General features: G+C 62.7%; 11 protein-coding genes. 9 read left to right on the top strand and 2 right to left on the bottom strand.

Features of this window, described 5'->3' with window-relative positions:
- Nucleotides 1–49: 49 nt before the first annotated feature.
- Nucleotides 50–988 (bottom strand): ornithine cyclodeaminase family protein, encoded by a 939-nt coding sequence (locus NKH36_RS32295; RefSeq protein WP_352965882.1) that lies wholly within the window; start codon nucleotides 986–988, stop codon nucleotides 50–52.
- 358 nt (nucleotides 989–1,346) lie between these two features.
- Here NKH36_RS32295 and NKH36_RS32290 point away from each other — a divergent pair, with 358 nt between their 5' ends.
- Genes NKH36_RS32290 through NKH36_RS32275 form a run of 4 tightly spaced genes read left to right on the top strand, consistent with a single transcriptional unit; the run spans nucleotide 1,347 to nucleotide 6,139 of the window.
- Complete coding sequence (locus tag NKH36_RS32290) at nucleotides 1,347–2,165, top strand: N-acetyltransferase (RefSeq protein WP_352965883.1); 819 nt, start codon at nucleotides 1,347–1,349, stop codon at nucleotides 2,163–2,165.
- 11 nt (nucleotides 2,166–2,176) lie between these two features.
- Nucleotides 2,177–3,355, top strand: coding sequence for an alanine racemase (locus tag NKH36_RS32285; protein ID WP_352965886.1), 1,179 nt, complete (start codon nucleotides 2,177–2,179; stop codon nucleotides 3,353–3,355).
- Nucleotides 3,356–3,413: 58 nt separating this feature from the next.
- Nucleotides 3,414–4,688 (top strand): NAD(P)/FAD-dependent oxidoreductase, encoded by a 1,275-nt coding sequence (locus NKH36_RS32280; RefSeq protein ID WP_352965884.1) that lies wholly within the window; start codon nucleotides 3,414–3,416, stop codon nucleotides 4,686–4,688.
- Nucleotides 4,685–6,139, top strand: coding sequence for an aldehyde dehydrogenase family protein (locus NKH36_RS32275; protein WP_352965915.1), 1,455 nt, complete (start codon nucleotides 4,685–4,687; stop codon nucleotides 6,137–6,139). The genes NKH36_RS32280 and NKH36_RS32275 overlap by 4 nt, the downstream gene beginning before the upstream one ends.
- Nucleotides 6,140–6,411: 272 nt before the next feature.
- Here the strand turns inward: NKH36_RS32275 and NKH36_RS32270 are convergent, their stop codons facing one another.
- The gene (locus tag NKH36_RS32270) at nucleotides 6,412–6,990 is read right to left on the bottom strand and encodes an aspartate/glutamate racemase family protein (RefSeq protein ID WP_352965910.1); all 579 of its coding nucleotides are present in this window, start codon (nucleotides 6,988–6,990) and stop codon (nucleotides 6,412–6,414) included.
- On the opposite strand from NKH36_RS32270, the gene NKH36_RS32265 reads away from it, so the two are divergent.
- The 5 genes from NKH36_RS32265 to NKH36_RS32245 all read left to right on the top strand — a co-directional run bounded on the left by NKH36_RS32265 (nucleotide 6,990) and on the right by NKH36_RS32245 (nucleotide 13,168).
- Nucleotides 6,990–7,157, top strand: coding sequence for a hypothetical protein (locus tag NKH36_RS32265; protein ID WP_352965909.1), 168 nt, complete (start codon nucleotides 6,990–6,992; stop codon nucleotides 7,155–7,157). The genes NKH36_RS32270 and NKH36_RS32265 overlap by 1 nt on opposite strands.
- A 692-nt stretch (nucleotides 7,158–7,849) precedes the next feature.
- Entirely contained in the window at nucleotides 7,850–9,358 is a 1,509-nt protein-coding gene (locus NKH36_RS32260; protein WP_352965907.1) for a DUF6600 domain-containing protein, read from the top strand.
- A 497-nt stretch (nucleotides 9,359–9,855) separates the two neighbouring features.
- Complete coding sequence (locus NKH36_RS32255; protein WP_352965905.1) at nucleotides 9,856–10,536, top strand: HAD family acid phosphatase; 681 nt, start codon at nucleotides 9,856–9,858, stop codon at nucleotides 10,534–10,536.
- Nucleotides 10,537–11,236: 700 nt separating this feature from the next.
- Nucleotides 11,237–11,458: a YjiS-like domain-containing protein gene (locus NKH36_RS32250; RefSeq protein ID WP_352965904.1), complete on the top strand. Its 222-nt coding sequence runs from the start codon at nucleotides 11,237–11,239 to the stop codon at nucleotides 11,456–11,458.
- 3 nt (nucleotides 11,459–11,461) lie between these two features.
- Nucleotides 11,462–13,168, top strand: a complete 1,707-nt coding sequence (locus tag NKH36_RS32245; protein WP_352965903.1) for a tetratricopeptide repeat protein — start codon at nucleotides 11,462–11,464, stop codon at nucleotides 13,166–13,168.
- Nucleotides 13,169–13,444 lie beyond the last annotated feature (276 nt).

The raw sequence follows: 13,444 nt of genomic DNA, 5'->3' as shown, positions 1-13,444 counted from the left end.
AGTACCGCGGCAAAATCCGTCGGGTCGGCACTTGTCGGTGCGAAGCTGATCAGCGGTGAGACGCGTTTGCGCGGATCAGCGCGTCGGCCATGTAGAGATCCTGTAGCGAGATACCAGAACTGTCGAAGACCGTGATTTCCTTGTCAAAGCGGCGTCCGGGCGCGCGCTTTTCAATGACGTCGCCGATTGATGTTACCGCGAGCACGCCGGCGTCGATCTGGTCGCGCAAATGTTGGAACTCGCCGATCTGGACGGACTGAGAAAGCAGATCACAAAACAGACGTGCCCTGGGAAATAATTCGCTCGGCAATTCGCGCTTGCCCGGAGCATCCGACCCCATGCTGACGATATGGGTTCCGGGTCCCACCCAAGCGGCGTCGAACAGCGGTTCGCGTGAGGGTGTCGCCGTCACCACGATGTCGGCCGCGCGCACGGCTTCTTCGGGCAAGGCAGCGCGCGCCTCCAGGCCCCTTTCGCCGATCTGATCGACAAGAGCGTCGCGTCGCGGCGAAGGCCGGGCCACGACCAGCACGGTTTCGATTGGGCGGATGCGTGCCAGCGCCGTCACTTCGAAGTCCGCTTGGCTGCCGGCGCCGAATATCGCCAGAACCTTGGCTTGCTTCCGCGCAAGAAGATCGGCCGCTACCGCGTCGGCGGCGGCCGTCCTGTAGGCGTTGACCTGCCCGGCCTCGATTACGGCGCCGAGCCGACCTGTATGCTGATCGAGCAGCACGATGGTGGAGTTGTGGCGGGGAAGGCCACGTGTCGGGTTGCCCGACCAGAAGGAGCCAATTTTCACTCCGGTCAGGTCGTCCGACGAACCGGATTTGATTGAGAAAGTATTGGTCGCCTCCCGCGTGCGCCCTAGAACAGCGGGAAAGACCCTGCTCTGCCGCGATGCCGCTGCCACGAGAGCTTTCCGCGCCGCCTCGAAAGCAAGTTCATGCGTGACGAGGGCGGCTGACTCTTCTTCATTGATGTAGATCATCCAAATCCCTCTTGAGCATCGAGCGCTTCGTCGCCGCAGGGTGTTCCAGTCTATGGCGTTGGCCAGGCCTGAGATTGCATCCGATGCGGACGGCGTGGAGGTCACGCCCGTGCGAAGTCAGCCATGGCGGACGGCGCAAGGCGCCAGATATTCCTCGCCCGATTTGCGCGATTTGGCATGCTGAGGAACTGCTTAAAACAAATAATCCCGCTGATTTGAATGGGTAAAACAGCAGCGAAATCTGTCCGCCGGACGCGACTCTAAGGTCCGACGTCAATTTCGACCTCGGACAAGAGACAACGTTGCACTTATGGCCCTCGAACGTGAGAGAGACACCGTCAGCGCCCCGGTTGAGCTGATGAAATTCGAGACCCGCCATGTGCCGGGCGCGCTGAAGCTGTCGCAGGAGATGGGCTGGCCTTATCGCCAGGAGGACTGGGAATTTGCCGTGACGGTCGGCAATGGCCTGGTCCTCGAGCGGGCAGGAGAGGTGATTGGCACTGCCATGTCCTGGAATTACGGACAGGCCTATGCCACTGCCGGGATGATCATAGTCACTGGCTCCGCACAAGGCGGTGGCAACGGCTCCCGGCTCTTTTATGGGTTGCTTCAGGCCACGGACGGTCGCAACGTGCTGCTCAATTCGACGGAAGTGGGGCTCGCGCTCTATAAGCGGCGCGGCTTTACCGCCTGGGGCAGGGTACTTCAGCTTCAGGGCCCGCGGAGCGTCGCCGTGACGCAGAGTGCGCGCAACGACGTTCGCCAGGCGACGGTCTCCGACCTCGCGGCGATCCAGGCCTTCGACGAACGGGCTATGGGCATGCCCCGGCCGTCGATGGTGGCTACACTCGCTGACGTGGGCAAGGTCGTCGTTATCGAGCGCGCGGGACGGGTTGCAGGCTATGCCATCGCCAGGAAGTTCGGGCGCGGCTATGTCGTCGGCCCCTGTGCGGCCGAAAGCGTGGAGGACGCGCGGCTTTTGATCCTGGCGCAGCTTTCCAGACTTCACGATCAATTCGTTCGCATCGACGTCTATGCCGAAGATGGATTGGGCGACTGGCTCGAGAGCCTCGGCCTCGAGCGAGCCGGCGGTGCGACCGCAATGGTCAAAGGGCAACGACCCGTTTCCGACGGGTCGGCCCATATGTATGCCTTGGCGAACCAATCGTTCTTTTAGGAAACGAGATGATGGACAAGATGGCGGCAAACCTGTCAGTGAGCGAGACGGCCAGAACGATCGACACCCTCATCACACCGTCGCTGCTTCTGGACCGCGGACGGCTTGAGCGCAACACCCAGCGTCTCGCCGAGCACGCCAGAAGACTTGGCGTGGTGCTGCGCCCGCACATGAAGACGGCCAAGAGCATCGACGTCGCCCGACACGTGTTCCCCCGCGAACCCGGCCCGATCACGGTCTCGACCATCGCCGAGGCGGGATATTTCGCAGGCCACGGATTTCGCGACATCACCTATGCGGTCGGCATGTCGACGGCTTCGGCCATCCGCGCCATGGAGCTATGTCGCCGCACGGGCGTCGATCTGAAGCTGCTGCTCGATACTGTGGAGCAGGCTGATGCTTTGGCGGACGTGCGCGAGGCCACCGGCGTGACGCCGTCCCTGTTCATCGAACTGGACTGCGACGACCATCGCGGTGGATTGAAGTCGGACGATCCCAAGCTGCTTGAGGTGGCCAACAGGGTCGTCGCAGCGGGTGCCAACCTCGTCGGCGTCCTCGCCCATGCGGGCGAGTCCTATAGCTTGAGCACGCCCCGTGCGTTGGTGAATGCAGCCGAGAAGGAGCGTTTGGCCACGGTGCGCGCTGCCGAAATTCTGCGCGCTCACGGCCATGCATGCCCAATTGTCAGCCTCGGCTCGACGCCGACGGCGCACTTCGCCGAGAATCTGGAAGGCGTCACGGAGTTGCGCGCCGGGGTCTACATGTTCTTCGATTTCGTCCAGCACGGGGTGGGGGTCTGTGCCATCGACGACATCGCGATTTCCGTGTTGGCCACCGTGATCGGCGCCAAGCTGGAAAAAGGATGGGTGCTGGTCGATGCGGGGTGGATGGCGCTTTCGCGCGACCGTGGAACCGCGAACCAGCAATTCGACCAGGGTTACGGTGTGGTCTGTGACGAAAAGGGGCGGGTGCTCGAAGATGTGATCGTGGCTCAGGCCAGCCAGGAACACGGTATCCTCGCCATTCGTGCCGGTTCTGGAAAGTCCATGCCCGAGTTGCCGCTGGGGTCCCGGGTCCGGATTCTACCCAACCATGCCTGCGCGATGGCCGCCCAGCATGACTTCTACAGCGTCATCAACGGGGACAGCCCCATGATTGAAGCGCGTTGGGAGCGGATGCGCGGCTGGTAGACGCGCGCAACTACGGCTCGAATGTCGCTCCACTCAAATCAACACTGGTGGTCAAGAAATGAAGTTTACATCTTATTGGCTGGATACGTCTCAGCCGTTCAATGAGGGCACGTCCAAACCCCTCGAAGGCCACTACGATGTAGCGATTGTGGGCGGTGGCCTGACTGGATCCTCCGCCGCGCTGGCTCTCGCCAAGAAGGGCGGCCGGGTTGCCCTGCTTGAGGCCGAAACAATCGGCAACGCCGCGTCTGGCCGCAATGGCGGCATGTGCAACAACGGCTTCGCTCAGAACTATGCGGTCATGGCCGGCAAGTACGGCAAGGACGCCGCGAACGCGCTCTACAAGGCCTTCGACGCTGGCGTCGATATGGTCGAGCGGCTGGTGCAGGAAGAAAAGATCGACTGCAGCTTCTCCCGCGTCGGCAAACTCAAGCTTGCTGCCAAGCCTGAGCACTACGGCATGCTGGCGCGCAGCCAGGAACTCTTGGCGGCCAATGTCGATCCCGGAACGAGGATGATCGCGCGCGCCGACCTGCGGAACGAGGTCGGAACCGAGCGCTACCACGGCGGGCTGCTGTTTCCCAAGAGCGCCAGCATGCATGTCGGCCGGTTCGTCCGCGGCCTTGCGACCGCCGCAGTGCGGCGCGGTGCAGAGGTCTATGAATATGCTCCTGTCATGGCTCTGCGCAAGGTCGCCGCCGGGCATGAGGTCGAGACCCCGCGGGGCAAGATCGTCGCGCGTCAGGTCCTGCTGGCGAGCGGCATTTCCCAGGTCGGTCCGCTCGGATGGTTCCGCCGCCGCATCGTGCCGGTCGGTGCCTTCCTGATCGTGACGGAACCGCTGTCGCCTGCGCAGCTTGAGCGCCTCATGCCGACCCGACGCAATGTCGTCGACACGCGCAATCTCGTTGTCTATTGGCGGCTCACGCCAGACAATCGCATGTTATTCGGTGGGCGGGCCCGGTTTGCAGTATCCAATCCGCAGTCCGACGAGAAGAGCGGTCAAATCCTGAAAACGGCGATGGTCGACGTCTATCCGGAACTGGCCGACATCCGCATCGATTACTGCTGGGGCGGCATGGTCGACATGACCCGCGACCGCCTGCCGCGCGCCGGGGAGCGCAACGGAATCTACTACTCCATGGGCTATAGCGGGCACGGCACCCATATGTCGACGCTGATGGGCAGCATCATGGCCGACGTTATGGACGGCCGCCCCGAGCTCAATCCGTGGAACGATTTCAACTGGCCAGCGATCCCCGGTTATTTCGGTCGTCCCTGGTTCCTGCCGATTCTCGGTGCCTATTATCGCATGAAGGACCTTGTACGGTGATGACGCCCCTCGAACACCTGTCTCGCAACAGCCGCGTGGACAAGTTCTTCATCGACGGTCAATGGGTCGAGCCGAGTGGCACCGCGAAGGGCGTCGTCGTGAATCCCGCCACAGAAGAGGTCGTAAGCCAGTTTCCGCTCGGAAATAGCGAGGACGTGGACGCAGCCGTTGCCGCGGCCCGCCGGGCATTCGTCACCTGGAGCCGTACCACGCCAGAAGACCGCGCGGGTCTGCTCGATCGCCTGCAGGCGCTGCTCGAAGCGCGCCGTGAACTGCTTGCGCAATGCCTGACCCTCGAGATGGGCGCGGTGATCGGCTATGCGCGCACCGCGCAGGTGCCGCTCGCGATCGCCCATGTAAAGGTTGCCCGCGATGTCCTGACAGACTTCCCCTTCGTCGAACAGCGCGGCCACACTGCCGTCGCCCACGAACCGATCGGTGTCTGCGCCCTGATCACGCCGTGGAACTGGCCACTCTACCAGATCACCGCCAAGGTTGCGCCAGCGCTCGCCGCAGGCTGCACGGTCGTGCTGAAGCCGAGCGAGCTTTCTCCTTTGGACGCCCTTCTGTTCGCCGAGGCGATCGAGGAAGCCGGCTTCCCTGCCGGTGTCTTCAACCTCGTCAATGGTGACGGCCCATGCGTCGGTGGGGGTCTCGCGTCTCATGCGGATGTCGACATGATCTCCATTACCGGCTCCACCCGTGCCGGCATCGCGGTGGCCCAGGCCGCCGCGCCGACGGTCAAGCGCGTCGCGCAGGAGCTCGGCGGCAAGTCGCCGAATGTGATCCTGCCCGACGCCGATCTCGATCGCGCCGTTTCGCTGGGCATAGCCGCTGCCTTCCGCAATCTCGGCCAGTCATGCAGTGCGCCGACGCGCATGATCGTGCCGCGCGCGCGGCTGTCCGAGATCGAGTCAATTGCCCAGCGGGCCGCAGATGAGATCGTGGTCGGCGATCCTCTCTCGGAGGCCCCCACCCATGGTGCAATCGCCAACCGCGCCCAGTTCGACCGGATCCAGACAATGATCGGCGTCGGCGTTTCGGAAGGCGCGAAGCTTCTCACCGGCGGACTGGGCCGTCCGGACGGCCTAGATGTCGGGCTCTACGTCAAACCGACGATTTTTTCCAACGTGCTCACGAGCATGCGCATTGCCCAGGAAGAGGTCTTCGGGCCAGTTCTCTGCATCATCCCCTACGACACAGTCGAGGAGGCCGTCACTATCGCCAACGATACGGTCTACGGCCTGGGGGCCCATGTGCAGGGCGAGGATATGGACGACGTCAGGGACGTCGCCTCGCGGATTCGCGCCGGTCAGGTTCATCTCAACTACCCGGCCTGGGATCCGCACGCCCCGTTTGGCGGTTTCAAGCAGTCCGGAAACGGACGCGAATATGGCATCGAAGGCATGTTGGAGTATCTCGAGGTCAAATCCATCCTCGGCTATTTCTAGGCGACATCTTCGCCACGCGCAGAGGGCGCAGGTGGCGCCATCCATGCCAGTAGGCCGGGCGGATCATTAACCAGTTGAAGTGAAGACTGCGCGGCTCGCTGCACCTGTCGCCGAGCTCAGGCGGCAACCAGCAGGACATGGTGGTCGGGCGCGAGGTCGATAAGCGAGGAAAAGGCGTGCATGTCGGCTCAAGAAGCGAAATCTATCATCAGTTGCGCGCGCTCATCGCTCTAAACGCCGTTTCACGTTTTCAACTCCAAGTACGGGACTTGTCAGAACTGGAAGACTGTGGGCCGTGCACGAGCCATCGAGGCCTGCGCAAACACGACCACATCGACCTTCTGCGACAGCTCTTCGAGAGCTAGGCGGATTTGCGCGTCATGGGCTTCGACGTCCCCGCCGGCGAGGCGCTGAAACGCTCCCTCTACAAGCACATCGTCGATCGCTACATCCTTGCCCGCCTCGCATGCCTTGCGCTTCAGCAGATCCACGGTCGGCACCAGCGTTGTGGACAAGGTCGCCAGGACACCTATGCGGTTTCCATGCTCGACAGCGGCTTTGGCCATGCCTTCATCAATACGCAACAGCGGCATAGGGCAAAGCGGCGCAATGGCATCGACTGCCGGTCCGAGAGTTGGAAATACGGTTGGCATAGCGACCGCGGACGCCGTGCTGACGATCCTCAGCGTGACCAGATCCCCCAGAAAGCGCTTGCCATGAGCCAGCGCCTCCGAGCCGGGCTGGAGAAAATCGCGCAGCAGCCTTACGGAGTTCGTGCCATCCGAAACGCCGGTCTGTTCTTTGGCATCGATATAGGGCCTGAGGCACCCCGGCGGCAAGCCGGCGGGCAATGGCGCTGGACGTCGTGAACGCAATGCGGGACGACGGCGTCCTTGTCAGCACGACTGGGGCCAACGAGGATTCGCTTAAAGTGCGCCCGCCGCTCGTTTGCCAGGCCGAGCACGTCGACCTCTTCCTTGCAGCCATGGAGCGGGCGCTCATCAAGGTCGCAGGCTAGGCCGCATACCTGCGAGCAGGTGGCCAGGTCCTAGTTCAATTGCCAGGCTAAAATCCCCTTTAGCGGGCCGCGTTGGGTGGTCAGCTTTCATCATGACCGCATGGCTGAGCGATGAAAGCAGCACACTGACCTGCTGCACCTTAGGATATAAGCAGGAGGGCCGGCGAAGGCCCGAAGCTCCTGCTTCTGCCAGCGCTCAGCTTGATCTCGACCCGGTTCGAGATGCGGCCGCTGCAGGAGCGGCTCGCCTGCGCGCTTCTCGACCGTTGCAATCGATTGGCCCGGCTTCGGCGATCTGCTGCGGCCAAGGATCGACCGGCGGCCCTATAACGGCTGCCTTGGAATCCCATCCTGTGGGTCCGGGCCCTGCGCTCGATGTCGAGATCGTCTCGACGGAAAGTGGATCGCAGCCGTCTCGGAATGGATCTGGGGATTCATGCCGTCCGCTCCGTACCCAGCCGAATGGCCGCCTTTCGCGGCTATATCCCCAGAAGCGGGCTGACTGCTTTCGGCCCGAGGCTGCCAGGCAGCAATGCGCCGATGTGTGCCGTTTGCGCTGATAGGGGGTGGCGTACCATCGTGTGATGCCAAGCCGGTGTGTGAGCAAATGCGGGCAACCTTAGCAAGTGGAACAATCCGACAGCCGGTGAGTTTCCAAGATGAAGGGCGATCTGTTTCGGAGGAAGACTAGGATGAAACGCGTCCTTGCCCAAACCGCTGTACGGCTGATGCTGGGCGGCGTAACTGCCTGCCTGCTCACCGTCGTCGAGATTCCCAACCCTGTTGCGCCATTGTCGCTTGTGTCCGAGGCGAGGGCTGCCACCGACGTTTCCATTTCGATCAGCACATTCTACGACGACCTGTCTTCCCATGGTGATTGGGTCTCGTACCAGGGAGCGACCGTCTTCGTCCCAGTTGATGTACCTGACGATTGGCGTCCGTATACCCTTGGACACTGGGTCTATACCGAACAGTATGGCTGGCTCTGGGTGTCCGACGAGCCGTTCGGCTGGGCGACCTACCATTACGGCCGGTGGGGCTATGCCGACGACATCGGCTGGTACTGGGTTCCCGGCACTCGTTGGGCGCCAGCATGGGTGAGCTGGCGGCGTGACAGGGAGCACATCATCTGGGCCCCGCTGCCGCCGCGCCGCGATCCGGATTTGATTTCAATCGAGGTGACGTTCGACACCACGCCGGATTTTTACTGGGTCGTGGTCCCCACCCGCGAATTCCTTGTTGAGGACATTTCTGTCGTCGTTATCCGTGATGAGCCGGAGTTTGTGCGCATTGTCGAAGCGGCCGAGCCGGCCGGCGACGTGACGGTCCAGAACAACGTGGTGATCAACAAAGTCATTGATGTTGATGTGATCGAGAAGGAGACGAACCAGCAGGTGACTGTCGTCGAGGTCAGCGAGACCGAGACGCCCGATGAGGCCGGCAAATTAGAAAACAATACGGTCACGGTCTTTGAAGGTGAAGTGAAAGCCGATCCCGATGCCAAACCAGCTGAGCTCAAAGACATTGAGGAGGTGAAGCAGGTTCAGGCAGGCCGGAAATCGAAGCCGACCGAAGGTGCAGCAACGACCGAACAGGCGCCGGCGACCGAAGATGAGGTTAAGCCGGAAGAGACCGCCAAGCCTGAGAAGTCGACGACCGAGGAGCAACCGGCCGCCGAGCAGAAGCAGGCCGAGCCGGAAGAGACCGCCAAACCTGAGAAACCGAAGGTCAAGAAGCAGCCCGCGGCGAAGCAGCAGCAGGTTGAGCCGGAACAGGCGGCCAAGCCTGAGAAGCGGAAGGCCAAGGAGCAGCCCGCCGCCGAGCAGCAGCAGGTTGAGCCGGAACAGGCGGCCAAGCCTGAGAAGCGGAAGGCCAAGGAGCAGCCCGCCACCGAGCAGCAGCAGGCCGAACCGGAACAGGCGGCCGAGCCTGAGAAGCGGAAGGCCAAGGAGCAGCCCGCTGCCGAGCAGCAGGCCGAGCCGGAACAGGCGGCCAAGCCTGAGAAGCGGAAGGCCAAGGAGCAGTCTGCCGCCGAGCAGCAGCAGGCCGAGCCGGAACAGGCGGCCAAGCCTGAGAAGCGGAAGGCCGAGGAGCAGCCCGCCGCCGAGCAGCAGCAGGCCGAGCCGGAACAGGCGGCCAAGCCCAAACCACAGAAGCAAGAAAACAAAGCGTGCGATCCGCAGACTGGCGCGAACTGCTAGGTGTGCGGGTACAGACTACGGCACCGCGGTCGTTCCACCGCGGTGCCCGCTGAACGGCAACGCGCGCCAAAGCTGCGAACCCTCGCCATGCGGACGATCGCGTCCTTGACGGCTCGGTGCGCCGGCTGAACGGCAATCGGCGGTGATTGGGCAGCCATTTCGCGGAATATCGCGCCATCCAACGTTCTCCGGCGCGCCCACCAGTCCGGAGCATCCATTGCGAGCCCCTCCTCGGAGGGGTCTAAACCATCTCGCCGTTGGTACCCCGAACCTGTCTTCAAGAGCGTTGGTGGTAGTTCTCGCGAAGGTCAACTTCTAGCGTTCACCTCAAGCACCCCGAAAGACCGCTATTGGGGCACTTGCCGACATCGCTCAGTTTCGAGGACCTGTGGTTTGCCTCGCTTGACAGAGCACTCTCGCGACCGCAAGGTCTCGTGATGCAGACGATTGGTTGGAATAGAATTGCGCGTGGTGCGGCCGTCGGGGCAATCCTGCTGATGATTGGTACAAATGTGCCTGGGTCGGCGCGTGCCGACGGCTCGCTCCTTCTCACAAGCCCGTCTCAGCCAGCCAATGTCGGCGACGCGATGCTGGCGGCCGCCAGTTATCATGATTCCGGCGCATATGATCGCGACCTTGCCGCCGTGGCGAAGCAGGCTGGCGATTGGGTCGCCAAGCGCGCAATGGAGGTGCCTCGCCCCGCACTGGTGCTCGATATCGACGAGACGGCTTTGGCCAACTGGGAAGTGATCACACGTGACAATTTCGGCCGCCCGATCGGCGGGGCCTGCGACATCGCAATCGACGGTCCCTGTGGCTGGGCCGCCTGGGACCAGCTCGCGAAGGATCCGGCCATCGACCCTGTGCTGCAGGTCTTCCGGCAGGCGCGAACGGCGAAAGTCGCAGTATTCTTCATCACCGGACGTCCGGAGGACCAGCGTCAGGCGACCGAACAGAACCTGCAATCGGCGGGCTATGCCGGCTATGAGCAACTTTATATGGTCCAGCCGGGAGCCAAATATGGTTCCGCCGCTGATTTCAAGGCACCCATAAGAGCCGAAATCGAAAAGGCCGGCTACACGATCATTGCCAATGTCGGTGACCAGCCATCCGACCTGTTTGGGGGACACGCCGAGAAGCTGTTCCTGCTGCCGAATCCGTTCTACAGGGTTCGCTGACGGCCTGTACTGCGCAAGCCGGGACGCTAGGCTCCTTGCCGTGCAACCATCTGCGCTGCCCAACGAAATGCACGCTAACCTTCGCAGCATCACTGGGCAAGATCCAGAATTGGCGCATTGTGCCGTTTCGGAAGGCAGCAGATAATCGGCGATTAGATCGGTAGGCGGGCTGCATTATCACTGGGTGCGTTCCGGGCCTGAACAGCACGGAGCTAATTCGCAGAATTTTGCCGTAGCAGAAGTTTCGGCGGATCGCCTGGAAAGGCAAATCATCGACTTCAAAGGGCAGGGCGCCGGCAATGCCTCCTCCAGCTTCAACCTGCTTAGACGTTCTGGGTGACGCTATGGCCGAGACCGTAGTCGTCATCCACTCGCCTTGTAGCATCCCACCCGAAGGCCGCGCTGGCTGAGTTCCGCCGCGTCCTGAAGCTCGGCGGGCGGCAGGTGTGAGACTCCGATCCCCGAGCACGCTGCAAAGGCATCTTGTCGGACTGAGGGGCTGCCATCTGACGCGCGAGCCAGCGTGGCTGATCGCGGACGCCGGTTTCACTATCGAGCGCTAAGAAAGAAGGCGGTTTCCCGCGCGACTCCGGCAGCTCGGAATCCACACCGCGCGGGAAGCGCTCCCCGGCGCTGAAACAAACGAAACACTTCGCGTTCGGCGCGGAAAAACGCCTGAAACAGGGATGGTTTAAATGCAATGGCAACCGCTGCATCCCGCGGCGCCAATCAATGGAGTGTTGCAATGTCGATAATGCGAGCAGCTTACCGCTCTTTCCGGGACTACCGGGTTCACCGTATGGCGGAACGGACTCTGGCGGCAATGGACGATGCCTTCCTGAGGGATATCGGGATCAGCCGGTCCGAAATTGGTTTGGTGGTCCGCGGCTTGAAGCGCGGCCAAGAAGACAAGGCGGGCTGAACCATGAAGCTTTCATTTAGGCTCCCGCTACTGGCCTGTGCGAGCGCGGCCGCCCTTCTGGCGGCGCCCGCCGCCAATGCCCATGAAACCGGCGTTCCGCATCGCCAGGCCAAGGCGGCGGTTGCAGAGGATTCGACAAGCGTCCCGCTGTTCGAAAACCTCGGCAGTCATTCCTACCCTGTCACCACCGCCAACCCGCTGGCGCAGGCCTATTTCGATCAGGGCCTGCGCTGGGCGTGGGCGTTCAACCACGCCGAAGCGCAGCGCGCTTTCAGGGCCGCGCAGAAGCTGGACCCGACCTGCGCCATGTGTTTTTGGGGCGAGGCCTACGTGCTCGGCCCCAACATCAACGCCGGCATGGGTCAGGAGGCGGCCGCCAACGCCGCCGAGGCCGTAGCGCAGGCGCGCAAGCTAGCGCACCTCGCCTCCAGCCGGGAAAAGGATCTTATCGCCGCGCTCTCCAAGCGCTACAGCGCCGATACTTCGGCCGATCAGGGCGCCCTGAACCAGGCCTATGCTGCGGCGATGGCGGAACTGGCAGACCGCCATCCGCAGGACGACGAGATCGCCACGCTCTACGCTGACGCGCTTATGAACCTGACGCCTTGGGACTACTGGCTTGACGGCGGAGCAACGCCAAAGCCGGACACGGTCAAGCTTGTGGCTTCGTTGGAGCGGGTGCTGGCGCGCAATCCGGATCATGCCGGGGCGATCCATCTCTATATCCACGCTGTCGAAGCGTCCACGACGCCGGAAAGGGCCGAAGCCCATGCCGACCGGCTTGCCGCCCTCATGCCCGGCGCCGGACACATCGTGCACATGCCAGCGCACATCTATCACCAGGTCGGCCGGTGGATCGACAGCCTAGAGATCAACCGCGAAGCGGTGGCAGCGGACGAGGCCTATTTCGAGCGCGTCGGCATAGCGCCGGAGAGCACGCCCGGTGTCTACACGGACGGCTATTATCCGCACAACCTGCATTTCCTGATGACCTCCGCACAGATGGCGGGCGACGTCGAGGCAATCGCCGAGGCGGCCAAAAAGCTCGAATCGCTGGTCTCCGACACCATGGCCAGAAAGGTGGCCGGCCTGCAGCCGATTAAGGCGGCTCCCTATTTCGCGCACGCCCAGTACAGCGATCCCGAGGTCATACTCGCGCTGCCGCTGCCGGCAAACGCCTTGCCTTATGTCGAGGCAACCTGGCGATATGCGCGGGGCGTCGCCTTCGCCGCAAACGGTGTGAGCGAGGCGGCGCGCGCCGAGACCGCCGCAATCCGCAAGCTCGCTACCGAGACCGATTTTTCCACGGAGACGGCGGGAGGACTTCCGGCGCCGGATTTGCTGGAATTGAGCGCGCTGATCGTGGAGGCCCGCGTTGCCCAGAACCAGGGCAACTTGCGGGAAGCGCGCAATAAGCTTGAGGCGGCGGTCGCGATCGAGGATGGCCTTGCCTATATGGAACCGGCCTACTGGTATTATCCGATCCGACAGACCCTCGGCGCGGTCTACATGGCCATGGGCGAGCACGAGGCGGCCGCGGCAGCTTTCGAGCACGTCCTGGGGCAGACTCCAAACAACGCCTGGGCGTTGTGGGGCCTGCGCGAGGTTTTCCGCAGGACCGACAGGACAGCGGACGCCGAAGACATGGATGCGCGCTTCAAGGCCGCCTGGGTGGGGGCGCCGGACTTTTTCGGCATCGAACGGCTCTGACCCGCGCTCAAGGTGCCGGCGTCGTTGTCGGCTCAGGAAACGTGTCGCAGCCTCGCAACCCCGGCTGCGACACACAAGCCAGGTGCCGAGAAGGCCGGCTTGGCCTGCACGCCAGCCCTTCAGCGCCCGCACGTGATAGTGGACGCCCAGGGCAACGCAGCTGGATGCCGAAATCAGAAGTTTGAGCGGGGCTAGAGCGGGATGAATTGAGTCTGAATCGAAAGGGGATTCCCTAAGGCGAGCAAATCTGATTCAACCTGCTGGCTGGGTCAGGAG

It is taken from the genome of Mesorhizobium sp. M1312 (assembly GCF_040318115.1).
Classification (GTDB): Bacteria; Pseudomonadota; Alphaproteobacteria; order Rhizobiales; family Rhizobiaceae; genus Mesorhizobium.
This window is presented reverse-complemented; position numbering and strand designations above follow the sequence as displayed.